Consider the following 26,575-nt stretch of genomic DNA (forward strand, 5'->3'; position numbering starts at 1 on the left):
GCCTCAGCGCCGGGGCGCCGCCTTGCACTGGATATAGACCGGGTTGCCGATCAGCAGCTTGCGGTCCTCGGGGCCCAAGACATTGACCGCGATCCAGCCGCAGGCGGCGGTGCGGGGGATGTCGAAACGGGTCGCGGGCGCGAGCGGCGCCCGTGCATGCTCCTTGCCGTTGGCGATGAGTTGCACGGTTCCGGCCTCGACGCCGGTGACGAGAGCCTCGACCTGGATGGTCGCGGCGGGTGCGGTGATGGTCTCGCCCATCGCTACGCGCGCCTTGCCCGATACGGCCGTGACCTCGAGCATCCGGTCGCGCGTCCCCTGGACATCGATGAAGACATTGCCCGCGCGGATGCCGTCGAGGATCGCGGGCTGGGAAAGCTCGCGGGCGCGGACGACGGTGGAGGGACGACCGATCGGCGCGCTGCCCGGACGAGCGGTGTCGGGATCGTGATTGTCGCTGCTGCCAATGCCGGTGATGCGGAACCCGCGGTTGAGCTTGTCGTACCAGAAGTCGAGCCCGGCGAGCGGCGGCTGGGTGGTGAGGCCGTTGATCGCCTCGATCGCCGTCACCTTGCTCCAGTCCGTATCCGGCCAGACCCAGCCGCAGCCCATGCACGCCTCGCCCGAGGGGAGCGCAGGGTGATTGACCGAGAGGATCGCGCCCGCCGCGGCGACATCCTTCTGCAGCGCGGAGACATTCGGCACGCTGGGGCTGCCGACGCGGAAGTCGACCCAGCGCGACTGGCCAAAGATGTTGGCATGGCCGCCAAAGGTGGTGATCTCCGCGCCCGGGATCAGCAGCAGCTTGTCGTGGAAGGGCTGGAGCTCACGCAGCGCGGAGAAGTGCGAGCTGGTGTTGTGATCGGTGACCGCTATGAAATCGAGGCCCGCTTGTGCCGCGGTTTCAACGGTGCGGTAGAGCGGGCAGGGGACGCGCTTGCCCTGCTGGCTGGCGCAGCTGCCGTCCGAATGCGCGTCGTGCATGTGCAGGTCGCCGCGATACCAGCCGGGGCCGGCCCTGAGCGGCGCGTCGGCGATGGCGGCGCTGGCGTTGAGGGCGGTGCCGCGGTCGAAGAAGACCTCGACGCGGTACGCGCTGCGGGCGTCCTTGCGGGCGTTGGGGACGCCGAACTGGACGTGCCAGCGGCCGGCGGGCAGCGCGCCGGGGAGGTAACCCGGCGTGGCATCGCTTTCGCTCAGGGTGAAGCGGTCGCGCGTGCCCCCGCTCCAGCCGCGGAAGCGCTGGGGATCGAAGATGCCCAGATCGACCACGGTCCTGTTCGCCTTGTCATAGGTCAGACGGACGGTGATCCGTTCGACGCCCGCGGGGACGTCGAACGGGATCGCCTTGTAGGTCTGATGATCGGCGCCGGTGATCTCGCCGGTGACGGTATGGTCCGCCTCCTGCGCCGCGGCGGGCGTGGCGAGACATGCAAGTGCCGCGAGCAGGAGACGGACGCGCATCAGAACTTGAAGTCCACGGCGAAGCGGAAGTTGCGGCCGAGGATCGGGCGGCCGATGAACAACAGGTCATTGGCCTGGCCGCTGGTCAGCTCGCCCGCGCGCGGATTGCCTTCGGTGAGGCCGATGGTGTTGGTGAGGTTGTCGCCATAGGCCCAGAGCTGGATGTTCTCGGTCACCTTGAAGCGCACGCTGGCGTTGACCACGGTGTAGGCGGGCAGCTCCGACGTGTTCGCCGCATCGGCATAGCGCTTGGTGTAGTGCTCGACATCGGCCTGCGCGCGGAAACGGTCGCCGAGCAGCGTGACCGCCGGGGTTGCACGCAACGCGAGCTTGGGCACGCGCAGCAGCTGGTTACCCGAATAGTCGCGGTTGATCAGCGTCGGCTGGCCGTTGGCAGTGCCGAGCTCGGCATAGCGCAGGTTGCGGAAGGTCGGCTCCTGCCAGGTCGCGTTGAGCGTGAAGTCGAACCACGGCGCGGGGCGCACCGTGCCCTCGAACTCGACGCCATAGGCGCGGGTGTCGGTATAGACGGTCTGGCTGACATAGCCGTTGGTCGCCGTGTCGAATCGCGTATTGCCGATGCCGTAGGAATCGAAATCGGTGAGGAACGCGGTGGCGTAGAGGCTGAGGAAGCGCGAACCGTATTTGAGGCCCGCTTCCCACATGTCGATGCCCTGCGTGACCGGCTGGGCGGTGGCGCTGGTGATGAAGCTGCCGACGCTGGGCAGGCGGAAGGCCGAGGTGTAGCGCGCGAAGACGCCGGCATTGTCCATGAACTTCCAGTCGGCGCCGAGCGTCCAGCCGAGCTTGTCGAACTTGCGGTCGAAGGGGGTGAACGCGCCGTTGCCGGTGAGTACGCTGTCGTCGGCGAGGATCGCGGCATTGCCGAGATTGACGGTGCGGCTGCCTTCCTGCGCGCCGCGCGTGGTCACTTCTTCGTACCGCAGGCCGCCGTCGATGCGCAGCGCCGGGGTGATCTGCCACTCGTCAGACGCGTAGATGGCGAAGGTGCTCTGCGAGCCATAGCCGTTGGCGAATTCGGAGCCGTAGCGCGCGACGCCATTCTCGGTGAGCGAGCCGACAACCTGACCCGCCGCGTTGAGCGCGACGAGGTTGAGCAGGCGGCTGTTGTTCGACACGTCCTGAACGGTCGAGGCCGAGTAGCGGCGGAAGGTCTCGTCGATATGCGCGTAGTAGATGCCGACCGCGACGTCGTGCGTGCCCGCCGCCTCGAACCGCCGCGCGATCCGCACATCGTTGAGCAGTTCGCTTTCCTCGATCGTCACCGGGCGCGCGGCGTTGATGAACACGTCGCCATTGCCGTTCTGGCCGGTGACGTTGAAGGCGGTGCCGTCATCGACATAGCGCAGCTGGACGCTGGTCGCGCCCGGGAACGCCGTCAGGACCTGCGGGCGATAGGTGTTGAGGAACGCCGTCGCGGTGCTGATCGAGGCGGGGTAGACGCCGTTGCGCACGGTGTTCGAATCCCGGTAGCGCAGCTTGTGGCTGAGCTTCCAGCCGTCGCCGAACTCCCAGTCGGTGATCCAGCTGAGCTGGTCGAGCCGGATGCGCGAGCCTTCTTCCTGGCGGAAATCGACCGGGCCGGTCGCGCTCCTGAGCGTCAGGCGGCGGGTCTGGCGGCTGGCGGTGGTGCCGTAATGCGGGTCGAAACCCGGCAGGCCGACGATGTCGCCGTCCGAATCCTTGGTCAGCGGGATGCCGGTGTAGAAGATCGCGTTGTCGGCGAGGTGCTTGTAGCTGATCGAGGTGCGGCCGCCGGCGAATTCGCCATGCACCGCGGCGCGGATCTGGCCGCCCTTGTTGCCGGCATAGCCCGGATCGCGCACGCCGCGCTCGTTGCGATAGAAGCCGCCGACATCGACCGACCAGCCTTCGGCCACCGGCATGCCGACCCACGCATCGAAGCGGTAGAGATCGGCGGTCGGGCCATAGAGCAGGCGGGCATTGCCCTTGAGTTCGGTCATCGCGCGGCGGGTGATGTAATTGACCACGCCGCCCGGCGCGTTGGAGTAGAACACCGAGGACGGGCCGCCGCGCACCACTTCGATCCGGTCGATCGATTCATCGATGCGGAAGGCCTGATCGGCGTTCAAATAGCCGAGCGCGGGATCGTGCTGAACGGGCAGGCCGTCCTCGAGCAGGTTGATCGACCCGAAGCCGTCGACCGGGATGCCGCGCGCGCGGATATTGCCCGATCCTTCGCCGCCCGACGCCTCGACCCAGAAGCCGGGAACCGACTTCAGTGTCTCGGTCACGCTCGACGGCGCGCGCGAGCGCAGCATGTCGTTCGACAGCGTGGTGATCGCATAGCTGGTGTCGAGCTTGGTGCGCTCGCCCGCGCCTGCGCGGCCGGTGACGATGATCTCGCCATCCTGGCTGTCGGCTTCGGACTCGGCGCCGGTTGCCTGATCCTGCGCCAGCGCGGGCAGGCTGACGGAGAGCAGAAGCGCGGAAACGCTGGCGCGGGCGAGCGCCTTGCGGATGATCATGGTCGTCCCCTTTGGATGTTACGGGCAGCAGGACTGCCGGGGCGCCCTAGGGGTAACCGGTTTCACATTGGCGGCGGGTCGATGACCGGGCGGTTACAGCACGATGACCGGTTGGCGACGTCAGCCGGGAATCGGGGTCGACCTTCCATCCGGCCCGACTGCGACCATGGTGAAGGTGGCGGCGGCGGAGCGGCGGCGCTCGCCGGTGAGCAGGTCCTCCGCCCACAGCTCGACCGCGACCGCGACCGAGCTGCGGCCCTGCATGCGGATGCGCGAGACCAGTTCGACCATCTCCCCCGCGCGGATCGGGGAGGTGAAGTCGATCCGGTCGGACGCGGCCATCACCATCACCGCGCGGGCATGGCGGGTGGCGGCGATGAAGGCGGCCTTGCCCATCATCCTGAGCGCGTCGCCGCCATAGAGGGTGCCGTAATGGTTGGTCTGGGGCGGGAAGACCATCTCGGCCATGCGCAGCACGCCGGGCTCGGGTTCCGAGGCAGGCGCGATTGGAGGCAGGGGCAGGCGGGTGCCCGGTCCCTTGACCGCGACGAGGGTGAAGACCCCGCGCGTACACAGCCGCCGCTCGCCGCTGACCGGCGCTTCGGCGACCAATGTGATCTCGGCATCGAGCGAAGCGGTGCCGACGCGGACGATGCGACCCGACGCCTCGACCATCTCGCCGGCGCGCGCCGGGGCGGCGAAATCGATGCGCTGCGAGGCGGCGGTGACGAAGGGCGCGCGGCCATGGCGGCTGGCGGCAAGGAACGCGACCTTGTCCATATGCGCGAGCGCCACGCCGCCGAACAAGGTGCCGTGGTGATTGGTGTCACCCGGAAAGACCATGTCGATCAGGCGGACGATCGGTTCTGCGGTGGCTTCAGTCATCGTTCTCAAATCCCGAATGGGGCGGGATGACGACCGGGCATGCACGATTGCGCGCCGGCGCAAGGCCGGCGGCGCGTGCAAGCGGCCAGACCGGGCACCCCGCCGGTGGACGTTATGGCGTCGCGGGCAGGTCTCCTGGCTTGCGGGTCAATGCGGACGGCCCGGCCTTCCCGGAGCACGCTCCAGTGACACATGGAAGGCCGCCGCTCACCGCTTACAGTTGCGGGGGCAGCACCGGGCTCGCACCGGTTTCCCGTCTTAGCTCCGGCGCGGACGGACCGGCCGGAGAACCTTCGACCCCGCCAGCATCGCGCCGGTGGGATCGAACGTCAATAGAGATATAAAGAATTCTTTATATCTTCAGCCGGGAGGTCCTTTGAGTTCGACCACATTGCCCTCGGGATCGCGGATATAGAAGGAGGGGCCTTCTCCCTCGGCGCCGTAGCGCGGGCCTTCTTCGATGATCGCGACATCGTGCGCGGCAAGGTGCGCGCGCAACGCGGGATCGTCGAACGGCTCGATCGCGAGCGCGAAATGATCGAGGTTGCGTCCCTCCTTGCCCGGAGCGGCGCCGCCGCGCGCGCCGAGCTGGCCGTCAAGGGTGACGAGGTCGATCAGCGAGGCGCCGGCACGGAGCTGGTAGAGGCCGAGCTCGGGCTGCGCGCGCTCGTCCGTGCAGCCGAGAACCGCGTGGTAGAAGGCCAGCATGCGCGGCAGATCGGCGACGCGCAGCACGATATGGTCGAGTCCGCGCATCGCGAAGGGTTGGGTCATGGCTCTCTCCTGCTGGGGCGGCAGCGGCCGCCCCCGCTCAATGACGGAGATGATCGCGCAGTTCCACCCAGGCGGGCAGCTTCCTGTCGAAGCCGACGGTATGCAGCGGGCTGGACGAGGGAAGGGCGACGGTCGCATAGCGGGTTGCGCCCAGTTGCTTCAGCCCGTGTTTCAGCGCGGTGCCGCCGTTGAAGGCGATGGCACGCAGATCCGGGAGTGTCGCGGCAAGCGCGGCGATGTCGTTGGGCGCGATCCCGCTAAGTGCGGCGTCGGTGCTGCCCGGCCGATGGGCGTTGGCGACGACGTCCCACAGTCCGACATGCGCCTCGAGCAACGCGGCGAGACGTTCGGGATAGGCGAGGGCGGCGAGGTCGCGATCGACCACCGCCGACATCAGCCGCCAGAACTGGTTCTGCGGATGGGCGTAATATTGCTGCGCGGCGAGCGAACGATCGCCGGGCAGGCTGCCGCAGATCAGCACGCGCACAGCGCTATCGACGACGGGCGGGAAGCTGGACTTGCGGGGAGTTGATTGCGACACGCCGCCGTCCTAGCATCCGGCCATGGCGCGCGCGATCACCCGCTATGCCGATTTCTGGCCCTATTATCTTCGCGAACATGCGAAGGCGCAGACGCGGGCGCTGCATTATGCCGGGACGATGCTGACCTTCGCGGCGCTGGCGGCGGGAATCTGGCTCAGCAGCTGGTGGTTCCTCGCCATTCCGCTGGCCGGCTACGGCTTTGCCTGGGCCGCGCATTTCGGGGTGGAGAAGAACCGTCCGGCGACCTTCACCTATCCGCTCTGGTCGCTGGTCAGCGACTATCGCATGTTCTTCCTTTGGCTCGGCGGGCGGCTCGGCCCGCACCTGCAGCGGGCCGGGGTCGCTTAGCGCTGCTTCAGCGACCGGCGCATTTCCTTCAGCGCGCGTTCCGTGGCCTCCCGCGCGACCTGGGAGGTGGCACGGGCGACTTTCGCACTCTTCATCGCACGCTCGACATGCCGGTTCGCGCGTTCCGAGATGCGGCCCGACATTGCGTGCAGCTCGTCATCCATCGGGATGCGCTTGCCGTTGGCGCAATGCAGCGTGTGGTTGCCGATATTGACGTTGTCGCTCCAGGTCTCATTCTCTCCATAGCCGCATTTCCGTGCGATCAGCGCCCGGTCCTCCGCGGTGACGATCGGGCCCTGGGCAGCCATTTCGCTCTCCACCGCCGCGGACAATCTCTTCTCGGCGGTTTCGCGGGCGCTACCCGGAGCGGCGGCGAATGCCGCGACAGAGAGGATCGCAAGATACGCAATACGAGGCATTCGTCGTCTCCCAACCTTATGACTACAGTTGTAGTCAACGGCCGGGAGCGGGTCAAGCGGCTGCGTCAGGATGTTGCCCCGCGCCAAGCATCGCTTGCTTGCCGTACACGGCAGGCCGTGCAAATGGTCGCGCCATGCAAGTCGCAAACGATACAATCGCGCTGATCGGCAACACCCCGCTGGTGCGGCTCAAGGGCCCCAGCACAGCGGCAGGCTGCGACATCTACGGCAAGTGCGAGTTCGCCAATCCGGGCGCCAGCGTGAAGGATCGCGCGGCGCTGTTCATCGTGCAGGATGCCGAGGCGCGCGGCCTGCTCGCTCCGGGCGGCACGATCGTCGAGGGGACGGCCGGCAATACCGGCATCGGGCTGGCGCTGGTCGGCAATGCCAAGGGCTACAAGACGATCATCGTCATGCCCGAGACGCAGAGCCGCGAGAAGATGGACACGCTGCGCGCGCTCGGCGCCGAACTCGTCCTCGTCCCCGCCGCGCCCTATTCGAACCCCGGCCATTTCGTGCACACCAGCCGCCGCATCGCCGAGGAAACGCCCAACGCGATCTGGGCGAACCAGTTCGACAATATCGCCAACCGCAAGGCGCATATTGTCGGCACCGCCGAAGAGATCTGGACTCAGATGGAGGGCCGGATCGACGGCTTCACCTGTGCGGCCGGCACCGGCGGGACGATCGCGGGTGTCGGTCTGGGCCTCAAGGAAAAGGACGAGCGTGTGACGATCGCGCTGTCCGACCCGCACGGCGCCGCACTCTACGAATATTACGCCCATGGCGAGCTCAAGGCCGAGGGCAGCTCGGTCGCCGAGGGAATCGGGCAGGGACGAATTACCGCCAATCTCGAGGGCGCGCCGATCGACACCCAGTTTCGCATCTCCGACGAGGAGGGGCTCGAATGGGTCGAGCGGCTGCTGGCGGAGGAGGGGCTGTGCCTTGGCCTGTCCTCGGGCATCAACGTTGCGGGTGCGGTGCGCCTGGGCCGTGAGCTGGGGCCGGGCAAGCGAATCGCGACCATCCTGTGCGACACGGGTTTTCGTTATCTTTCAACGCTCTACAATCGCGATTGGCTGCAGTCCAAGGGGCTGCCGGTGCCGGCCTGGCTCGCCGGAGCCTGACGCAAGCGTAAAACAGGGGCTTCGCAAAGCGCGCAAAGGGCGTTACATTTATGCCACACCGCTATGAAGTCGCTTCCGACCGATCCCAAGCAAAGCATGATGCGCGTCATCGTCGGCGTGACCGGTCTCGCGACCGTGCTGCTGCTGATCGGCGTGGCAAGCGCGATCTTCTCGCTGGCCAATAACGAGGATCCGGTCGTTGCGGAGGGCGGCGCCAAGCCGGAGGTGGTCGCCAACATGACCGACGGCGTCATCGTCAACGATGCCGGCCTCGAAAAGGACGAGCCGATCGCGGAACTGGGCATCGCGCCGCGTACCGCCGAGACGCCGGCGCCGGCGATCACGCCCTATCCCATTCCCGAGAAGTGACGGGCCGGGCTGCCTCGCCGCGGCCGTCTGACGGGAAATTGCCCCACCGCACTCCACACGCTGCCCGTCCGCTCCGCGCGGCGCGATCTCGCGCGCGTCGTCCGGCTGGATCTATTTGGAACAGAGCAAGTCCAAAGATCGAATAGCCTGGGTACAGCCCCGATTTGAGGCAGAAAGTGGGGCTGATTACCGGAGATTCCCGCGTTCAGGCATTGAAAACCATTGGCGCTTAAGATACGCCGCTGGTTAACAGGGCAACCTTATCGTCAGCCGGAATCGGGTCCGGGGCGCGCGACGTCGTGCGCTTCCGGAGACGGGAAAGGTTTGCCCGCCGCAAGCGAGGGCGGGGAGTGAACCGAACGGGGTACAGAGGCGTGGGGCTGCAGCTGGTGGACGACAAGGGTCGTGTCGCCATCCCCTCTGCCCTGCGCGCTACCCTCGAAAAGAACAGCGGCTTTCCTGCCGACACCAAGGATGCCCGCGTCGCCATCCTCTCCAGCCACGAGAGCGACCGCTGCCTGATCGCCTATGACGAGCCCTACTTCGATGCCCTGATGGAGCGGCTCAACGCGCGTTCGCTGGAATATGCCGGCGATCGCGGGCGTGCGGATTCGAACATCTGGCGCGAAGGCGTCGGGCCGAGCGAGAATATCGCCTTCGATCCGTCGGGCCGCTTCGTCATGCCGGGGATGCTGTGCCAGCATGCCGGCATCCGCAAGTCGGGCTATGCCTTCTTCTATGGCGTCGGCCCGGTGATCGAGATCTGGGATCCCGCCACGCTGCTCGCGCACCCGTCGCTGCCCGAGAGCATGAAGGCGGCGTGCCGTTATCACCTCGAAGAGAAGAAGGTGACGCTGTGAGCGCCGCTCTGCCCGGCACGCGCCCGCACGTCTCGGTGCTCCTCGACGAGACCGTCGATGCGCTCGCGATCCAGCCCGGTTCGCGCATCGTCGACGCGACCTTTGGTGCCGGTGGCTACAGTTTGGCGTTCCTCGAGCGGGGAGCCGAGGTGGCCGCCTTTGACCGCGATCCGGACGCGATCGAAGGCGGCCAATCCATCGTCACGGCCAGCGGCGGCCGGCTGGTGCTGATCGAGGCGCCCTTTTCGGCGCTCGACAGCGAACTGGAGGCGCGCGGTCTCGTGCCCGTGGATGGCGTCGCCATGGATATCGGCGTCTCGTCGATGCAGCTCGATCAGGCCGAGCGCGGCTTCAGCTTCCAGCAGGACGGGCCGCTGTCGATGCGTATGGCGGGTGAGGGGATGACCGCCGCCGACTTCGTCAACGAAGCGGACGAGGCGGAGATCGCCGACGTCCTTTTCCACTATGGCGAGGAGCCGCGTTCGCGCCGCGTCGCAAAGGCGATCGTCGCCGCGCGCCCGCTGACGCGCACCGGCGAGCTGGCGAACGTCGTGCGCAAGGCGCTGGGCTACAAGCCGCACGACAAGAAGGACCCGGCGACGCGGACCTTCCAGGCGATCCGCATCCATGTGAATCGCGAGCTCGACGAGCTGGCAGAAGGGCTGGCCGCGGCGGAGCGGGTGCTCAAGCCCGGCGGGCGGCTGGCGGTGGTGACCTTCCACAGCCTCGAAGACCGGATGGTCAAGAAATTCCTGCGCGAGCGCTCTGGCAGCGAGCCTGCCGGTTCGCGGCATCGCCCGGCAACGGCGGCGGCGCGCGCGCCGAGCTTCGAGACCCCGGCCAAGGCAGTGCGTCCGAGCGAGGAAGAAATTGCGGCGAACCCGCGTGCCCGGTCCGCGACGCTCCGCGTCGCGCGGCGCACCGCGGCTCCGGCGTGGGTGAGTTGAGGAGGCGGAGATGGCGATCAAGGCATTGAACGGACTGGGCTGGTACGCCGCGGGGCTGATCGTGGCGCCGGGCTGTTACCTCGTCTCGTCGATGGTTGCGGCCGAGCGGACGCATGTCGAGTCCGTCGAACGCGCCATCGCCAAGGCGAAGAAGGACATTCGCCAGCTCGAAACCGAATTCGACACGCGCGCCAACCTTGCCCAGCTCGAGCGCTGGAACGGTGAGGTGATGCGCTACACCGCGCCGACCCCGCAGCAGTTCCTCGCCAGCGACACCGCGCTGGCGTCGATGCGCGCGCTCGAGACCGAGGGCGTGGCAGAGCGCTATGCGGCGATGGTGGTTCCGGAAGGGGTTCCCGACGCGATCGCCGGCTCCGCGCCGACCGCGAGCGACGCCGTCGCCGCCGTGGCGTCCGCGCCGGCCAAGCCTGTGCCGCTCAAGGCGGTGGCCGAAAAGGCCGTCGCGCCGAAGGTCGCTGCGGTGAAGGCGCCGGCCGCGACGCCGCCCGCACGGCAGCAGGCCGCAGCGGCCAAGCCGCCCAGGCCCGCGCCGAAGACCGCCCGTGAACAGGCGGTGGCTTCGCTCGATCGCAGCCTGCTTCGCGATTCGAGCTTCGGCGACCTGATGAAGGGCGTCCGTGCCGAGGCGCGACGCGCGCGGTGACCGTTCTCGTCGCCCCTGCGCCCCGCAATCGCACGCGGCCGGGAAACCGGCAGGCGAGCCTTGCTGTCGCGCATGTGCGGCTGATGATCCTGGCGCTGGTGTTCGCGGCGGGCATTGCGGTGATCGTCGGGCGGCTGACGCTGCTCGCGCTGTTCGCCGAACCGGCCGCGGCGACCAGCGTCAATGCGATGCTGGTGCCGCTGCGCGGCGATCTGGTCGACCGCAACGGCGCGCCGCTCGCGCGGACCATCGATGCCTGGTCGATCGGCGTGCGGCCCGACAAGGTGATCGGCGACAAGCGCGAGCTGGCGCGGATGCTCGCAGCGGCGCTGCCCGGCAAGAGCGAGGGCGACTATGCCAAGCTGCTGGGCAGCGATTCGCGCTTCACCTACCTTCAGCGGCGCGCGGTGCCCGAACTCGTCGCGGCGGTGCATGCGCTGGGCGAGCCGGGGATCGAGTTCGCGCGCGAACCGCAGCGCCTCTATCCGCAGGCCAGCCTCGGCGCGCATGTGCTCGGCTATCTCGACTTCGACGGCAACGGCGTCACCGGCATGGAGCTGGCGCTGAACAAGCAGCTTACCGATCCGGCGCGGCGCGGCCAGCCGGTCGCGCTCTCGCTCGACCTGCGCGCACAGGCGGCGCTGGAGAGCGAGCTGGGCGCGGCGATGACCACGTTCCAGGCCCGAGGGGCAGCTGGCGTGATCCTCGACGTCGCGAGCGGCGAAGTGATGGCGATGGCATCGCTCCCGACGTTCAATCCCAACAACATCAAGGGGTCGAACCCCGAGAGCTTCCGCAACAACGTGACGCAGAGCGTCTATGAGCTCGGCTCCAGCTTCAAGCCGCTGACCATGGCGTTCGCGATCGAGAGCGGCATCGCGACGTCGATGGCCAAGCGCTACGACGCCACCGTGCCGCTCCAGGTCGGGGGCTTCCGCATCCGCGACGATCATGCCCAGAAGCGGTGGCTCAACATCCCCGAGACGCTGATCCATTCGTCGAACATCGCGACCGCGCGCATCGCCGACGAGCTGGGGCAGCAGCGGATGGAAAGCATGTTCCGCAAGCTCGGCTTCGATCAGCGTCCGGACATCGAGCTGGGCGGCAAGGCCGCGCCGCTCTGGCCCAAATACTGGGCGCGCACGACGGTGATGACGACCGCTTATGGCCATGGCATCGCGGTGACGCCGCTCCACCTCGCCAGCGCCTATGCGGCGATGGTCAATGGCGGGGTATGGCGTCCGGCGACGCTGCGCCGGATCGAGCCGGGCAAGGCGCCCGCGGGCCGGCGTGTCGTCTCCGAGGCGACGAGCGCGCGGATGCGCCAGCTGCTGCGCCTGGTCGTGACCTACGGCACCGGCCGCAAGGCCGACGCTCCCGGCTATCGTGTCGGCGGCAAGACGGGTACCGCCGAGGTGCCCGGCGCGGGCGGTTACAAGCGCAACCAGAACGTCTCGACCTTCGCGGCGGCTTTCCCGATGGACGCACCGCGCTATGTGGTGCTGGTGATGCTCGATTCGCCTGTCGGAAATGCTCAGACCCATGGCTTCTCGACCGCGGGCTGGACCGCCGCCCCTGTCGTTAGCCGCGTCATCATGCGCACTGGCGCGATGCTCGGCGTGGTGCCCGACGAGACGCGCGACGTGAATGTCTCGGACCTGACGCCGCTGCTGTGGAAGGCCGAGCCGAAGAACAAGCCCAAGGGCGCCGCAGCTGCGACCCCGATCGTCGCACCGGGAGCCGGCGAGTGAGGCGCGGTACATGAGACTGGGCGAGCTGACCGGCGGCACCGAAGACACGATCGTCACCGGCTTCGCGATCGATCATCGCAAGGTTGCGCCCGGCACGGTCTTCGGCGCCTTCCGCGGCGCGCGCTTCAACGGGGAGGACTTCATCCCGCAGGCGGTGGCGAGCGGCGCGATCGCGGTGATCGCGCGGCCCGAGACGCGCGTCGAGGGCGCGGTCCATATCGCGACCGATCATCCGCGCACCGAATTCGCGCGGATCGCGGCCAGGTTCTTCGCGCCCTTCCCCGAAACCGCAGTCGCCGTCACCGGCACCAACGGCAAGACATCGACGGTCGAGATGGTCCGTCAGCTCTGGCGCATGGCCGGGTTCAACGCCGCGTCGATCGGAACGCTGGGGGTGACCACCGCGGACGAGGCGGTATCGACGGGGCTTACAACCCCCGATGTCGTGACCTTTCTTTCCAATGTCGCGGGGCTCGCACGCGAGGGCGTGACGCATCTTTCCTTCGAGGCATCGAGCCACGGCCTGTCGCAATACCGGACCGAGGGATTGCCGGTGGCGGCTGCGGCGTTCACCAATCTCTCGCGCGACCATCTCGACTATCATGCCGACATGGCGGAGTATCTCACCGCCAAGCTGCGGTTGTTCGCCGATGTGCTCGATCCCGACGGAACCGCGGTGGTCTGGGCCGACGATCCCCATTCCGAACGCGTGATCGACATCGCGCGGATGCGCGGCAACCGGGTGATGACGGTGGGCGAGCATGGCAGCGCGATCCGGCTGGTCTCGCGTGAGCCAACCCTGCTCGACCAGAAGCTGGTGGTCGCCGTGGACGGCCAGGAGCATCGCGTCAGCCTGCCGCTGATCGGCGGCTATCAGGCGGCCAATGCACTGATCGCCGCCGGGCTGGTGATCGCCACCGGCGGCGATAGTGCGACCACGCTTTCCAATCTCTCGCGGCTGCAGCCGGTGCGCGGCCGGCTTGAACGCGCGGCGATCAGCCGGACCGGCGCCCCCATCTATGTCGATTATGCCCATACCCCCGACGCGCTCGAGGCCGCGATCGCGGCGCTGAAGCCGCACACCGTGGGGCGGCTGATCCTCGTCTTCGGCGCAGGTGGCGACCGCGATCCGGGCAAGCGCGAGCCGATGGGGCTGGCGGCGGCTGCGGGTGCCGATCTGGCGATCGTGACCGACGACAATCCGCGCGGCGAGGATCCCGCGGCGATCCGTGCCGAAATCCTGAAGGGGTGTCCGGCCGCGCTCGAAGTGGGTGATCGGCGCGGCGCGATCTTCCTCGCGGTAGGCAAGGCCGGGCCGGAGGATATCGTGCTGATCGCGGGCAAGGGGCATGAACAGGGGCAGATCGTCGGCGATCTGGTGCTGCCCTTCGACGATGTCTCGGTGGCGCGGGAGGCGGCCGCGTGACCTGGCTTGCCATCCGCAGGGAAACGGGTGGTCGCGCATGACCGAAGCCCTGTGGACCTCGGCCGAAATCGCCGCAGCGACCGGCGGCGCCGCCTCCGCCGAGTTCGATGCGGGCGCAGTGGCGTTCGACAGCCGCGAGGTCGGGCCCGGCGCGCTGTTCGTGGCGCTGTCGGGCGAGACCACCGACGGGCACAACTTCCTCGATCAGGCTTTTGCGAGCGGGGCCGCGGGCGCGATCGTCTCCTCCGCGACGCCGCATCCCCATATCCTGGTCGGCGACACGATGGTCGCGCTGGAGAATCTTGCCCGCGCCGGCCGCAAGCGAATGGCAGGCGTGGTGATCGGCGTCACCGGCTCGGTCGGCAAGACCGGCACCAAGGAAGCGTTGTTCGAGTGCCTCGACCGGATGGCGCCGGGCTTCGCGCATCGCTCGGTCAAGAGCTACAACAACCATACCGGCGTGCCGCTCAGCCTTGCCCGGATGCCACGCGACGCGAAGTTCGGCGTGTTCGAGATGGGCATGAACCATGCCGGCGAGCTGCTTGCGCTCACCCATATGGTCCGCCCGCATATCGCGCTGGTGACGACGATCGCACCCGCGCACACCGAATTCTTCGCGAGCGAGGCGGCGATCGCCGACGCCAAGGGCGAGATCTTCCAGGGGCTCGAGCCCGGCGGCACTGCGATCGTGCCGTTCGACAGCCCACACCGCGACCGGCTGATCGCTGCGGCCGAAGGGCATGCTGCGCGCATCGTCACGTTCGGCCTGGGCGAGGGCGCCGATGTCCGTGCGCTGGAGATCGTGCCGGGGCAGGCGGGCGGCACCTATGTGACCGCGCAGATCGGGCCGGATCGCACCCTCGGCTTCACGCTGTCGCAGCCGGGCGACCACTGGGTCGCCAATGCGATGGCGGTGCTGGCGGCGGTCAATGCCGCGGGCGGCGACCTGGAGCAGGCGGGGCTGGCGCTGGCCGAGATGGGCGGCCTCGCGGGGCGCGGCGCGCGCTTCAAGACGTCGGTTTCCGGCGGCGAGGCGCTGGTGATCGACGAGAGCTACAACGCCAACCCGGCATCGATGCGCGCGACGCTGGCCGTGCTCGCCGCGACCCCCGCGGCGCGACGGCTGGCGGTGCTGGGCGAGATGCGTGAGCTGGGCGACCAGTCGGCCGATTTCCATGCCGGGCTTGCCGGGCCGATCAGGGATGCGAACGTCGAAGCGTTGCTCCTCGTCGGTGAGGGGATGGCGCCGCTCGCCCGCGCGCTTGAGGGGCAGGTCGATTTGGTCCATGTGCCCGACGCCGCGACTGCCCGTGAGCGCATCGAGACGATGCTCCGCCCGGGCGACGTGGTTCTCATCAAGGGTTCGAACGGGGTCGGGCTGTCGCGGGTCGTCGCGGCGCTGGCGGGAAGGCAATAGCAAGTGCTGTACGAAATCGCAGAGTGGCTGGGCTTCCCGAGCATCCTCAACCTGGTCCGCTACCTCTCGTTCCGGATTGGCGCGGCGGTGGCGACGGCGCTGATCATCGGCCTGATCATCGGCCCGCGCTTCATCGGCTGGCTGCGCGTCCGTCAGGGCAAGGGACAGCCGATCCGCAGCGACGGGCCGCAGAGCCACCTCGCCAAGCGCGGCACGCCGACCATGGGCGGGCTGATGATTCTCACCAGCCTGGCGTTGTCGGTCTTCCTGTGGATGGACCTCAACAACCCTTATGTCTGGGCGTGCATGTTCGTGACGCTCGGCTTCGGGATGATCGGGTTCCTCGACGACTATGACAAGGTTCGCAAGGCGAGCACCGCGGGTGTGTCCGGGCGGGTCCGCCTGCTCGGCGAGTTCGTCATTGCAGGCGCCGCGGCCTGGGTGATCACCCAGCAGAACGGCACCGTGCTGTATGTGCCCTTCTTCAGCCAGTTCAGCGTCGATCTCGGCTATTTCTACATCGCCTTCGCCGCGTTCACGATCGTGGCGTTCGGCAATGCCGTGAACCTGACCGACGGGCTCGACGGACTTGCCACCATGCCGGTGATCATCGCCAGCATGGCCTTCCTGCTGATCGTCTATCTCGCCGGCAACGCGATCTACGCCAACTATCTCGGCATCCCGCACGTGCCGGGGGCGGGCGACCTTGCCATCTTCTGCGGCGCGATTGTGGGCGCGGGCCTAGCGTTCCTGTGGTTCAACGCGCCTCCCGCGGCGGTGTTCATGGGCGACACCGGCAGCCTCGCGCTCGGCGGCGCGCTCGGCACCATCGCGGTGGTCGCGCATCACGAGCTGGTGCTGGGCATCATCGGCGGCCTGTTCGTGGTCGAGGCGATGAGCGTGATCATCCAGGTGTTCGTCTACAAGCGCACCGGCAAGCGCGTGTTCAAGATGGCGCCGATCCACCATCATTTCGAGCAGATGGGATGGAGCGAGCCGACCGTTGTGATCCGCTTCTGGATCATCGCCTTCGTGCTGGCGCTGGCCGGCCTGTCGACGCTGAAGCTGCGATGATCGTCAGCACATCCTGGCGCGGCAAACGCTATGCGGTGCTGGGGCTGGCGCGGTCCGGGCTGGCGACGATGCGCGCGTTGCTGGCAGCGCAGTCTCGAACCGTGAGCGCATGGGATATGAGCGAGGAGAGGCGCGACGCCGCCTTCGAGTTGGCGGGAAAAACGATCGCGGATCTCCCGATCGGCGAGGCTCACTCCTTCCTCCTGCAAGACCCACTCGAAACCGACCTCACCGGCTTTGCGGGCGTGGCGGTCTCGCCGGGCGTGCCGATCAACCATCACCCGATCGCTGCAAGGGCGCGCGCGGCAGGCGTGCCGCTGATCGGCGATATCGAGCTGTTCGCGCAGGCGCGCGCCGAACTGCCGGCGCACAAGGTGGTCGGCATCACCGGCACCAACGGCAAGTCGACCACGACTGCGCTGATCCACCACATCCTCGAGACCGCGGGCATCCCCGCCCGGCTCGGCGGCAATATCGGCCTCCCGATCCTCGGGCAGGAGCCGCTGCCGGAGGGCGGCATCTATGTGCTCGAGCTGTCGAGCTACCAGATTGACCTGACGCAGACGCTCGACTGCGACGTCGCGGTGCTGCTCAACATCACCCCCGATCATCTCGACCGCTACGACGGGTTCGAGAGCTATGCCGCGTCCAAGGCCGAGTTGTTCGAAATGCAGTCGAAAGGCCATGCCGCGATCATCGGGATCGGCGACGAAGCCTCGCAGGCGATCGCCAAGCAGGTGTCGCGCGCGGGCCGCGCCGAGGATCTGACCAGGATCGCGCCGGGCGTGTGCATGGACCAGTCGCGCTGGCCCGCCTTGCAGGGGCCGCACAACGCCCAGAACGCGCTCGCCGCCATCGCCGCGTGCGAGGCGTTGGGAGTCGCGCAGACCATGATCGAAGCGGGGCTGCGCAGCTTTCCCGGACTGCCGCACCGGATGGAGCGTGTCGCGACCGTAAACGGCGTGCTGTTCGTCAATGACAGCAAGGCGACCAACCCGACATCGACCGCACCCGCGCTTGAGGCGTTCGACCGGATCCACTGGATCCTGGGCGGCCTCGCCAAGACCGATGATCTCGACGCGTGCCGCCCGGGCTTCGGCCATGTCGTGCGCGCCTACACGATCGGTGATGCGACCGAGTTGTTCGCAGGCCTGCTCAAGGATGAATTTCCGGTCGAGGAGAGCGGCACGCTTTCTGCCGCAGTGAAGGCCGCGGCCGCTCGGGCGCAGCCGGGGGAGACGGTGCTGCTGTCGCCCGCCTGCGCATCCTTCGACCAGTTCCGGGATTTCGAGGATCGCGGGGCGCAATTCCGTGAAGCGGTAGGGGCGCTGCGATGACCGATGTGAGGCGCAACCTTCCCGTCGTGCGCAGCAAGGGCTGGCGCGCGCGGGTCGAGGACAAGCTGAGCCGCGGAAGCAATTCGAGCTTCGGCCTGTGGTTCTGGGAAATCGACCGTATCCTGCTGCTGCTCGCGGTGCTGCTGATCGGTATCGGGCTGGTCGCGGTCGCCGCCGCATCGCCTGCTTCGGCGGTGCGCTATTCGGACGGAACCACCCAGTTCGCCTCGATGCATTATTTCTGGCGCCAGGCGGTCTGGGTCGGTCTTTCGGTGCCGGTGCTGCTCGTCGTCTCGATGCTGCCGGTCGCCTATGCGCGGCGCATGGCGATCCTGGGCACCGCGGTGTGCATCGTGCTGGTCGCCGTCGCGGCCTTCTTCGGCGCGGAGATCAACGGTGCGCGGCGCTGGATCGGCTTCGGCTTTGCGAGCGTGCAGCCGTCCGAGTTCCTCAAGCCCTTCTTCATCGTCACCATCGCCTGGCTGCTCTCGATGCGGTCGAAGGATGCCGACCTGCCCGTGATCCCGCTGACCGGCGTGCTGACCGCGATCGTCGCGGCGCTGCTGATGAAGCAGCCCGATTTCGGGCAGACGATGGTGTTCGGCCTGGTGTGGATCGTGCTGCTGATGCTCGCGGGCATCTCCACCCGCGCGATGGGCGTGCTCGGCGGTGGCGCCATCGCCGGCGTGATCGCGGCCTATCTCTTCTACGATACTGCGCGCACCCGCATCGACAGCTTCCTGTTCCCCGATCCCGAAAAGGCGGCGGCGGAGCATTATCAGACCGATATGGCGCATGCGGTGCTCACCGGCGGCGGCGCGACCGGTACCGGGCCGGGCGGCGGCACCGTCAAGTTCAAGCTGCCCGAGGCGCATACCGACTATATCTTCTCGGTCGTGGGCGAGGAATTCGGGCTGATCGCGTGCATCGGCATCGCGATCCTCTATCTCGCGATCATCCTGCGCGTGCTGATCAGGCTGCTCGACGAGGAGGACAGTTTCCGCATGCTCGCGGCGGCGGGGCTGGCGGCCCAATTCGGGATTCAGGCGCTGATCAACATGGCGGTGAACACCGGGCTTGCGCCGTCCAAGGGCATGACCTTGCCGTTCATTTCCTATGGCGGTTCGTCGATGGTCGCGCTGTCGATCGGGATGGGACTATTGCTCGCCTTCACGCGGCGGAATCCGTATCTCAAGCGTTCGCCTTATACGGTTCGGGGAAGCGGTTGATGAGTTCGGGAAAGCGTTACGTTCTGGCAGCCGGGGGCACGGGCGGGCACATGGTCCCGGCGGCGGCGCTGGCGACCGAGCTGATGCGGCGCGGCCACAAGGTCGCCTTGGTGTCGGACGAGCGCGGGGTGCGCTTTCCGGACCTGTTCGACGGGATCGAGACGCGCGTCGTTCCGGCTTCGCGCTTCTCGGGCGGCCCGATCGGCTGGCTGCGCGCCGCCAATGCGATGCGCAAGGGGCGGGCGCAGGCGCGCGCGCTCTATCGCGAGTTCCGGCCCTCGGCGGTGATCGCGTTCGGCGGCTATGCCTCGCTTCCCGCGCTGATGGCGGCCTTCTCGGCGAAGGTGCCGGCGGTGATCCATGAACAGAACGCCGTGCTCGGCCGGGTCAACCGGTTGGTCGCGGGCAAGGTCGCGGCGATCGCGACGAGCTATGCCGATGTCGAGCGGCTGAAACCCGCCTACGAGGCCAAGACCCATCTGGTCGGCAATCCGGTGCGGCAGGCGGTGCTCGACCTGCGCCTGCGCCCCTATCCACCGCTGGACGAGGACAGCATCTTCCGCGTGCTCGTCACCGGCGGCAGCCAGGGCGCGTCGGTCCTGTCGCAGGTCGTGCCCGATGGCCTCGCGCTGCTCCCCGTCCATTTCCGGCGGCGGCTTCAGGTGACGCATCAGGCGCGCGTCGAGGATATCGACGAAGTGCGCCGTAAATATGCCGATCACGGCATTCCGGCGGAGATCGCGACCTATCTGCCCGACCTGCCCGAACGTCTCGCCTGGGCGCATCTGGTGATCGCGCGCGCAGGTGCCTCGACCATTGCCGAGCTGACCGCGGCGGGCCGCCCGGCGATCCTCGTGCCCTTGCCCTCGGCGACCGACGACCACCAGACCGCCAATGCGCGCGAGATCAGCGAGGCGGGCGGGGCGCGGACGATTCCCCAGCGCGCCTTCACCGCGTCGGAACTCGCCAAGCAGATGCAGAAACTGGGGCTTGAGCCGGACGCGCTCGCCAATGCCGCGGCCTGCGCGCGCAGCGTCGGCCGGCCCGATGCGGTACGCGACCTGGCGGACCTGGTTGAATCGATCGACGCCGACTGGGCTTCGGCGGGACAGGGGCACGCGAAACCTATCACCATCGAGAAAGCAGCGTATGCGTAAGGGACGCCTCCTGCGAGGCTTGGGCGCATGAAGGGCGTCGCCAAGGATATCGGCACCATCCATTTCGTCGGCATCGGCGGGATCGGCATGTCCGGCATCGCCGAGGTGATGCACAATCTCGGCTACAAGGTTCAGGGTAGCGACAGCGCCGAGGGCTATGTCGTCGAGGGGCTGCGCAAGCGCGGCATCGCGATCGCGATCGGCCAGTCCGCCGACAATCTGGGCGACGCGGCCGTCGTCGTCACCTCGACCGCGATCAAGCGCGACAATCCCGAGGTCCAGGCCGCCTATGCCCGCCGCATCCCCGTGGTGCGCCGCGCGGAGATGCTGGCCGAACTGATGCGCCTCAAGTCCACCGTCGCGGTGGCGGGCACGCATGGCAAGACCACGACGACGAGCATGATCGCGGCGTTGCTGGACGCGGGCGGGATCGATCCGACCGTGATCAACGGCGGCATCATCAACCAGTATGGCTCCAACGCGCGCCTCGGCGACAGCGAGTGGATGGTGGTCGAGGCCGATGAGAGCGACGGCAGCTTCCTGCGGCTCGACGGCACGATCGCGGTCGTCACCAACATCGATCCCGAGCATCTCGATCACTATGGCAGCTTCGAGAAGGCGAAGGACGCCTATGTCGAGTTCGTCGAGAATGTGCCCTTCTACGGCGCGGCGCTGCTGTGCCTCGACCATCCCGAAGTGCAGGCGATCATTCCGCGCGTGCGCGACCGGCGCATCGTGACCTATGGCTTCGCGGCGTCTGCAGACGTGCGCGGGGTCAATGTCCAGCCCTATCCGGGCGGCAACCGGTTCGAGGCGATCATCCGCAGCCGCGACGGGACGACGCGCTCGATCGAGGGGATCGACCTGCCGATGCCCGGCCGGCACAATGTCCAGAACGCGCTCGCCGCGATCGGCGTGGCGCTGGAGATGGGCATCGACGACGCGACCATCCAGAACGGCTTCGCCAAGTTCGGCGGGGTCAAGCGCCGCTTCACCAAGGTCGGCGAAATCGCGTTCGCGGGTGCGACCCCGGCGATCGTGATCGACGATTACGGCCACCACCCGGTCGAGATCCGCGCGGTGCTGGCGGCGGCGCGCGAGAGTGTCGAGGGCAGGGTGATCGCGGTCGTACAGCCGCACCGCTATTCGCGGCTCGGCAACCTGATGGATGACTTCGCCCAGGCGTTCAACGACGCAGACATGGTGTTCGTCACCCCGGTCTATGCCGCGGGCGAGGCACCGGTCGAGGGCGTCGACGCCGACGCGCTGGTCGCGCGCACCAGCGAGCGTGGGCACCGGTCGGCCGCGACCATCGCCGATGCGGCGGCGCTGGCGAGCAAGATCGCCGAGATCGCGCAGCCGGGTGACCTGATCGTCTGCCTCGGCGCGGGCGACATCACCAAATGGGCCGCGGGCCTTGCGGACGCCGTCAACGAACAGCGGAGCATCATCGCATGAGCGACTGGTTCACCCTCGCCACCGACATGCAGCGCGAGATCATCCGCGCGCAGAAGGCGCATCTCGACGCAGCCCAGCGGCTGCTCGATGCGGGGCAGCAGGTGAACGACCTCCAGCAGGCCGGGCAGAAGGCGGCCGAGGCGAACCTCAAATACTGGAAGCAATGGGCGAAATTGTGGGGGATGAAGTGAGCGTATCGCTGCTCCCCAAGGTTCGCGGCAAGCTCACCGCCGATGCGCCGCTGGCCCCGCTCGTCTGGTTCAAGAGCGGCGGCAATGCGCAATGGCTGTTCGAGCCGGCGGATATCGATGACCTCGCCGATTTTCTGCGCGAGCTAGATGCGGACGTGCCGGTGATGGCGCTCGGCCTCGGCTCCAACCTCATCGTGCGCGACGGCGGCGTGCCCGGCGTGGTGGTGCGGCTGGGCAAGCCCTTCGCCAAGGTCGAACAGCTTGATGCCACCACCCTCAAATGCGGCGGCGGGGCGAGCGGCATCCTCGTCTCCTCTTCGGCGCGCGATGCGGGAATCACCGGCGTCGAATTCCTGCGTTCGATTCCCGGCACGGTCGGCGGCTTCGTGCGGATGAACGGCGGCGCCTATGGCCGCGAGACCGCGGATATCATGGTCGAGTGCGAGGTGGTGCTGCGCTCGGGCGAGCGGCGGACGCTGGCGGCCGGCGCGCTCGGCTATGCCTATCGCCATTCCGAACTGCCCGAGGGCGCCGTGGTCGTGAGCGCGACCTTCCGCGGCGAGCCAGGCGATCCGGCTGCCATCCAGGCCGAGATGGACCGCATCGCCGCCGCGCGCGAGGAATCGCAGCCGCTGCGCAGCAAGACCGGCGGATCGACCTTCAAGAACCCGCCCGGCGACAAGGCGTGGCGGCTGGTCGACGCGGCGGGCTGCCGCGGCCTGCGCAAGGGCGGCGCACAGGTGAGCGAGAAGCACACCAACTTCCTCCTCAACACCGGCGACGCGACCAGCGCGGATATCGAGGGGCTGGGCGAAGAGGTGCGGGCGAAGGTCAAGGCGCAGTCAGGCGTCGAGCTGGAATGGGAAATCCAGCGTGTGGGGATCACGGTCACGGAAGGGGACCGCTGATGCAGGCGCAATTCGATGGGACGATGAACGACTTCGAGCAGAAGATCGTCCAGAACGTCGACCGGCATGGCTGTCACATCAACTGGATTTTCGATCCCGACGAGCCCGCTCCATCGTTTGCCTATTCGATCGGTTTCACGAAGACGCTCGGCGTTCCCGAGGTCATCCTGTTCGGCCTTCCGCAGGATACATGCGGCCCGGCGATCAATGCGTTGCTGAAGATGTGTGCGGCGGGCATGCCCCTTGCCGAAGGGGAGGTCATTCCCGAATTTTTCGGCGCATATGATTGCGCTATCCGCCTCGTCCATGAAAGCTGGCTGACCGAAGAGTATTTCGCCTCGGCGCTATGGTATCACCGGACGCAGATGGGCCAGCCATTGCGGCATGTTGCCATGATTGTCTGGCCGGACAAGAGTCACCGCTTTCCCTGGGACGATGGCTGCGCGGATTGGGTCCGCGTTGATCAACCCGCCTTGTACAATCCGAAAGTTCTGTCGTGAGCGTAACCCCCCTCCATATCGTGGTCCTCATGGGCGGCTGGTCGGCGGAGCGTCCGGTGTCGCTGATGTCGGGCTCCGGCATCGCCGATGCGCTGGAATCGCTCGGCCACACCGTCACGCGGATCGACATGGGCCGCGATGTCGCGGCGAAGCTCGCCGCGGCCAATCCCGATCTCGTCTTCAACGCGCTGCACGGCACGCCTGGCGAGGACGGCACGGTACAGGGGATGCTCGACCTGATGGGCCTGCGCTACACGCATAGCGGCATGGTCACCTCGGTTATCGCGATCGACAAGGTGCTGACCAAACAGGCGCTGGTGCCGCAGGGCATCCCGATGCCGGGCGGGCGCATCGTCCGCACCGAGGAACTCTACCGCCGCGATCCCATGCCGCGGCCTTATGTGCTGAAGCCCGTCAACGAAGGGTCGTCGGTCGGCGTGGCGATCGTCACCGCCGAGGGCAACACCGGCAACCCGATCTCGCCCCAGGCGACCGGGCCATGGCAGGAGTTCGACGAACTGCTCGCCGAGCCGTTCATCCGCGGGCGCGAGCTGACCACCGCAGTGCTCGGCGACCAGGCGCTGCTGGTGACCGAGCTCAGGCCGAAGAGCGGCTTCTACGATTTCGACGCCAAATACACCGACGGCATGACCGACCATATCTGTCCGGCGGAGATCCCCGACGAGATCACTGAGGCGTGCAAGCGCCTCGCGCTAGAGGCGCACCGCCTGCTCGGCTGCAAGGGCTGTTCGCGCTCGGACTTCCGCTGGGACGACAATCTGGGCGTCGAGGGGCTGTTCCTGCTCGAGGTGAACACGCAGCCGGGGATGACCCCGCTGAGCCTCGTCCCCGAACAGGCGAAGCATCTGGGCATGAGCTATGCGCAGCTGGTGCAGGCGATCGTCGACGAGGCGATGGCCGATGCGCCGGCAATGGCGGAGGCGGCCGGATGAGCCGCAAACCCAGCCCGGCCCGGCGCCCCGCGGTCAAGCCCAAGCGGCGCGCGCAGCAGCCGAAGAAGAAGCAGGCGAACGTGCTCGACCTGGCGGTCGCGGCGCTGCCGGTCAGCGAGGCGACGCTCCACAAGATCACGGTCTGGGGCATTACCGGCCTCGCGGTCGCGTCCGCGCTTGGCGTCGCGACCCTGTTCGGCGTGCCCGGCATCATCGGCACCGCGGTGGCAGAGGGGATCGGCCGCGCCGGCTTCCGCGTCGAGAATGTCGAAGTCGGCGGGATCAAGCGCGCCGACAAGGAAACCGTGTTCGATTATGCGTTCGGCCCGAAATCTCAGGCAATGCCGCTGGTCGATCTGGAGGAAGTGCGCGGCAAGCTGATGACGATCGGCTGGGTGGCCGATGCCCGCGTCTCGCGCCGCATGCCCGACACGCTGGTCGTCCAGATCGTCGAGCGCAAGGCGGCGGCGGTCTGGCAGCACCAGGGCCAGCTGATGCTGATCGACAGCGAGGGCGTGTTGCTCGAACCCGTCTCGGCCGAGGCGATGCCCGATCTCCCGCTGGTCATCGGCGACGGCGCCTATGCGCAGCAGCCGGCCTATCAGCAGCTGCTCGACGCGGCGCCTGCGCTCAAGCCCTTGGTCAAGGCGGCGACCTGGATCGGCAACCGGCGCTGGGACCTGTCGTTCAACACCGGCGAGCGGCTGGCGCTGCCCGAGGGCGAGGCGGCGGCCGCAAAGGCGCTCAAGAAGTTCGCTGAGCTGGACGGGGCGGACCGGCTGCTCGGCCGGGGATATCTGAAGTTCGACATGCGCGATCCTTCGCGGCTGGTGGTGCGGATGCCGGGACAGGCGGCACCCAGGCAGATCGAAACCGCGAGCGTGAGTGAGTAGGGGGGTAGGGACAATGGCAAAGACGGCGCCCGAGGGATTGATCACCGCACTGGACATCGGCTCGTCCAAGGTGTCGGCGCTGATCGCGCAAAAGGGGGACGGCGGCGAACTGGTGGTGCTCGGCACCGGCCAGCGCGAGAGCCGCGGCGTCCAGCGCGGTTATGTCGCCGATATGCACGCCACCGAAATCGCGGTGCGCGAAGCCGTCGAGCAGGCCGAACGGATTGCCGGCACCAATATCGAGGATGTCTGGGTCAGCTTCTCGGCCGGCGGTCTTGTGTCCGACATTCTGCGGCTTGAAGTCGATCTCGGCGGCCATCGCGTCGAACAGTCGGATATCGACGATCTGCTGCGCGCAGGCCGGGAGTCGATCAATCCGGGCGGGCGAATGGTGCTCCATGCCCAGCCGACGCGCTACACGCTGGATGGCCTTGCCGGGGTCAAGCAGCCGATCGGCCTGCACGCCGAACGGCTGGGGGTCGACATCCATGTCGTCTCGACAGAGGGCGCGCCGGTGCGCAACCTCGACCTGTGCGTCCGGTCCGCGCATCTCGAGGTCAAGTCGATCATCGCCGCGCCGGTTGCGACCGGCCTTGCCTGCCTGTCCGAAGAAGAGCGCGAACTGGGCGTCGCGCTGGTCGAGATCGGCGCGGGCGTGACCAACGTCTCGGTGTACAAGGACGGCGTGCTGACCGGCCTGTCGTCGATCCCCAGCGGATCGGCCGACATCACCGACGATATCGCCAGCGCCTTCGGCACGCGGCGCGGCCAGGCCGAGCGGATGAAGTGCTTCTACGGCAGCGCCAACATGACGCCGCGCGACAATCACGACATGATCGATGTCGCGCCGATCGCTGCCGACGAGGAGACCGCCGAGGGCGGGCGCATCACCCGCGCGCAACTGATCGCGGTGATCCGCCAGCGTCTCGACCGGTTGATGGCGGAGATCCGCAACGAACTCGCCAAGTTGAATTTCGAAGATCCCGTCGGCCGCCAAATCGTGCTGACCGGCGGCGGCGCCGAACTCAAAGGTATCGCCGACTATGCGCAGCAGGCGCTTGGCCGGTCGGTGCGGGTCGGTCGTCCGCGCGGACTTTCGGCGCTGCCCGAGGCGCATGCCGGACCGGCCTTTGCCACGCTTGCCGGGCTGGCGAGCTTCGCCGCGGCCGATCCGGTCGATCTACGCGCGCTGCAACAGAACCATCAACTCGTTACGCGAGCGACACCAAAGGCGATGTTCCAGCGGATGATCGCCGCATTTCGGGCCAATTACTGAATAAATGTTGTTGATGACTGGTGAAATACGCTGGCACCGCTCATCGGCATCGTGCAGAAACAGGGATTAAGCAGGCGCCGCTCGTGGGGCGTGGGG

26 protein-coding genes and 1 riboswitch are annotated in these 26,575 nt (G+C 67.7%); of the genes, 20 read left to right on the top strand and 6 right to left on the bottom strand.

Going from position 1 to position 26,575, the window contains the following annotated elements; translation table 11 throughout:
- Positions 1-3: 3 nt before the first annotated feature.
- The 5 genes from BDW16_RS17025 to BDW16_RS17045 all read right to left on the bottom strand — a co-directional run bounded on the left by BDW16_RS17025 (position 4) and on the right by BDW16_RS17045 (position 6,174).
- Positions 4-1,464, bottom strand: coding sequence for a CehA/McbA family metallohydrolase (locus BDW16_RS17025; protein ID WP_083954244.1), 1,461 nt, complete (start codon positions 1,462-1,464; stop codon positions 4-6).
- Positions 1,464-3,974 carry a TonB-dependent receptor gene (locus BDW16_RS17030; protein ID WP_066576654.1) on the bottom strand — a complete coding sequence of 837 codons (2,511 nt, stop codon included), beginning with the start codon at positions 3,972-3,974 and terminating at the stop codon, positions 1,464-1,466. Before BDW16_RS17030 ends, BDW16_RS17025 begins: the two co-directional genes overlap by 1 nt.
- Positions 3,975-4,094: 120 nt before the next feature.
- A complete protein-coding gene (locus tag BDW16_RS17035; protein ID WP_066576652.1) occupies positions 4,095-4,859 on the bottom strand; it encodes an acyl-CoA thioesterase in 765 nt (254 codons plus the stop codon).
- A 108-nt stretch (positions 4,860-4,967) separates the two neighbouring features.
- Positions 4,968-5,169, bottom strand: a riboswitch (cobalamin riboswitch).
- Between the two features lie 50 nt (positions 5,170-5,219).
- Entirely contained in the window at positions 5,220-5,633 is a 414-nt protein-coding gene (locus BDW16_RS17040; RefSeq protein WP_066576651.1) for a VOC family protein, read from the bottom strand.
- 37 nt (positions 5,634-5,670) lie between these two features.
- Complete coding sequence (locus BDW16_RS17045; RefSeq protein ID WP_066576649.1) at positions 5,671-6,174, bottom strand: DNA-deoxyinosine glycosylase; 504 nt, start codon at positions 6,172-6,174, stop codon at positions 5,671-5,673.
- Between the two features lie 22 nt (positions 6,175-6,196).
- Between BDW16_RS17045 and BDW16_RS17050 the strand changes: the two genes are divergently transcribed.
- Positions 6,197-6,523, top strand: a complete 327-nt coding sequence (locus tag BDW16_RS17050; protein WP_066576646.1) for an Mpo1-like protein — start codon at positions 6,197-6,199, stop codon at positions 6,521-6,523.
- Here the strand turns inward: BDW16_RS17050 and BDW16_RS17055 are convergent.
- Positions 6,520-6,942 (bottom strand): hypothetical protein, encoded by a 423-nt coding sequence (locus tag BDW16_RS17055; protein ID WP_125958790.1) that lies wholly within the window; start codon positions 6,940-6,942, stop codon positions 6,520-6,522. The two genes, BDW16_RS17050 and BDW16_RS17055, sit on opposite strands and share 4 nt — an antisense overlap.
- A 134-nt stretch (positions 6,943-7,076) precedes the next feature.
- On the opposite strand from BDW16_RS17055, the gene BDW16_RS17060 reads away from it, so the two are divergent.
- The 19 genes from BDW16_RS17060 to ftsA all read left to right on the top strand — a co-directional run bounded on the left by BDW16_RS17060 (position 7,077) and on the right by ftsA (position 26,479).
- Complete coding sequence (locus BDW16_RS17060) at positions 7,077-8,069, top strand: cysteine synthase A (protein ID WP_066576640.1); 993 nt, start codon at positions 7,077-7,079, stop codon at positions 8,067-8,069.
- A gap of 63 nt (positions 8,070-8,132) precedes the next feature.
- Positions 8,133-8,438 carry a hypothetical protein gene (locus BDW16_RS17065; protein WP_066576638.1) on the top strand — a complete coding sequence of 102 codons (306 nt, stop codon included), beginning with the start codon at positions 8,133-8,135 and terminating at the stop codon, positions 8,436-8,438.
- Positions 8,439-8,812: 374 nt separating this feature from the next.
- Complete coding sequence (locus BDW16_RS17070; RefSeq protein WP_237241160.1) at positions 8,813-9,298, top strand: division/cell wall cluster transcriptional repressor MraZ; 486 nt, start codon at positions 8,813-8,815, stop codon at positions 9,296-9,298.
- Positions 9,295-10,245, top strand: a complete 951-nt coding sequence (rsmH, locus tag BDW16_RS17075; RefSeq protein WP_237241159.1) for a 16S rRNA (cytosine(1402)-N(4))-methyltransferase RsmH — start codon at positions 9,295-9,297, stop codon at positions 10,243-10,245. Before BDW16_RS17070 ends, rsmH begins: the two co-directional genes overlap by 4 nt.
- Positions 10,246-10,255: 10 nt before the next feature.
- Positions 10,256-10,909: a hypothetical protein gene (locus tag BDW16_RS17080; protein WP_066576628.1), complete on the top strand. Its 654-nt coding sequence runs from the start codon at positions 10,256-10,258 to the stop codon at positions 10,907-10,909.
- Entirely contained in the window at positions 10,906-12,660 is a 1,755-nt protein-coding gene (locus BDW16_RS17085; protein ID WP_066576622.1) for a peptidoglycan D,D-transpeptidase FtsI family protein, read from the top strand. Before BDW16_RS17080 ends, BDW16_RS17085 begins: the two co-directional genes overlap by 4 nt.
- Positions 12,661-12,670: 10 nt before the next feature.
- Positions 12,671-14,086 (top strand): UDP-N-acetylmuramoyl-L-alanyl-D-glutamate--2,6-diaminopimelate ligase, encoded by a 1,416-nt coding sequence (locus tag BDW16_RS17090; protein ID WP_066576618.1) that lies wholly within the window; start codon positions 12,671-12,673, stop codon positions 14,084-14,086.
- 37 nt (positions 14,087-14,123) lie between these two features.
- Complete coding sequence (locus BDW16_RS17095; protein ID WP_066576615.1) at positions 14,124-15,503, top strand: UDP-N-acetylmuramoyl-tripeptide--D-alanyl-D-alanine ligase; 1,380 nt, start codon at positions 14,124-14,126, stop codon at positions 15,501-15,503.
- 3 nt (positions 15,504-15,506) lie between these two features.
- Positions 15,507-16,577, top strand: coding sequence for a phospho-N-acetylmuramoyl-pentapeptide-transferase (gene mraY / locus BDW16_RS17100; protein ID WP_066576613.1), 1,071 nt, complete (start codon positions 15,507-15,509; stop codon positions 16,575-16,577).
- A complete protein-coding gene (gene murD, locus BDW16_RS17105; protein ID WP_066576611.1) occupies positions 16,574-17,914 on the top strand; it encodes a UDP-N-acetylmuramoyl-L-alanine--D-glutamate ligase in 1,341 nt (446 codons plus the stop codon). Before mraY ends, murD begins: the two co-directional genes overlap by 4 nt.
- Positions 17,911-19,143 carry an FtsW/RodA/SpoVE family cell cycle protein gene (locus tag BDW16_RS17110; protein WP_066576608.1) on the top strand — a complete coding sequence of 411 codons (1,233 nt, stop codon included), beginning with the start codon at positions 17,911-17,913 and terminating at the stop codon, positions 19,141-19,143. The genes murD and BDW16_RS17110 overlap by 4 nt, the downstream gene beginning before the upstream one ends.
- Complete coding sequence (murG, locus tag BDW16_RS17115) at positions 19,143-20,300, top strand: undecaprenyldiphospho-muramoylpentapeptide beta-N-acetylglucosaminyltransferase (protein WP_066576605.1); 1,158 nt, start codon at positions 19,143-19,145, stop codon at positions 20,298-20,300. Before BDW16_RS17110 ends, murG begins: the two co-directional genes overlap by 1 nt.
- Positions 20,301-20,327: 27 nt before the next feature.
- Positions 20,328-21,758 carry a UDP-N-acetylmuramate--L-alanine ligase gene (gene murC, locus BDW16_RS17120; RefSeq protein ID WP_066576602.1) on the top strand — a complete coding sequence of 477 codons (1,431 nt, stop codon included), beginning with the start codon at positions 20,328-20,330 and terminating at the stop codon, positions 21,756-21,758.
- Positions 21,755-21,949, top strand: a complete 195-nt coding sequence (locus tag BDW16_RS17125; RefSeq protein ID WP_066576599.1) for a hypothetical protein — start codon at positions 21,755-21,757, stop codon at positions 21,947-21,949. Before murC ends, BDW16_RS17125 begins: the two co-directional genes overlap by 4 nt.
- Entirely contained in the window at positions 21,946-22,857 is a 912-nt protein-coding gene (murB, locus tag BDW16_RS17130) for a UDP-N-acetylmuramate dehydrogenase (protein ID WP_241230460.1), read from the top strand. The genes BDW16_RS17125 and murB overlap by 4 nt, the downstream gene beginning before the upstream one ends.
- Positions 22,857-23,357 carry a DUF4262 domain-containing protein gene (locus BDW16_RS17135; RefSeq protein WP_066576589.1) on the top strand — a complete coding sequence of 167 codons (501 nt, stop codon included), beginning with the start codon at positions 22,857-22,859 and terminating at the stop codon, positions 23,355-23,357. The genes murB and BDW16_RS17135 overlap by 1 nt, the downstream gene beginning before the upstream one ends.
- Positions 23,354-24,310 (top strand): D-alanine--D-alanine ligase, encoded by a 957-nt coding sequence (locus BDW16_RS17140; RefSeq protein ID WP_066576586.1) that lies wholly within the window; start codon positions 23,354-23,356, stop codon positions 24,308-24,310. The genes BDW16_RS17135 and BDW16_RS17140 overlap by 4 nt, the downstream gene beginning before the upstream one ends.
- Positions 24,307-25,203, top strand: coding sequence for a cell division protein FtsQ/DivIB (locus BDW16_RS17145; RefSeq protein ID WP_066576585.1), 897 nt, complete (start codon positions 24,307-24,309; stop codon positions 25,201-25,203). Before BDW16_RS17140 ends, BDW16_RS17145 begins: the two co-directional genes overlap by 4 nt.
- A 13-nt stretch (positions 25,204-25,216) precedes the next feature.
- Complete coding sequence (gene ftsA, locus BDW16_RS17150) at positions 25,217-26,479, top strand: cell division protein FtsA (protein WP_066576581.1); 1,263 nt, start codon at positions 25,217-25,219, stop codon at positions 26,477-26,479.
- Positions 26,480-26,575 lie beyond the last annotated feature (96 nt).

This window comes from Sphingomonas koreensis (assembly GCF_002797435.1).
GTDB lineage: Bacteria > Pseudomonadota > Alphaproteobacteria > Sphingomonadales > Sphingomonadaceae > Sphingomonas > Sphingomonas koreensis.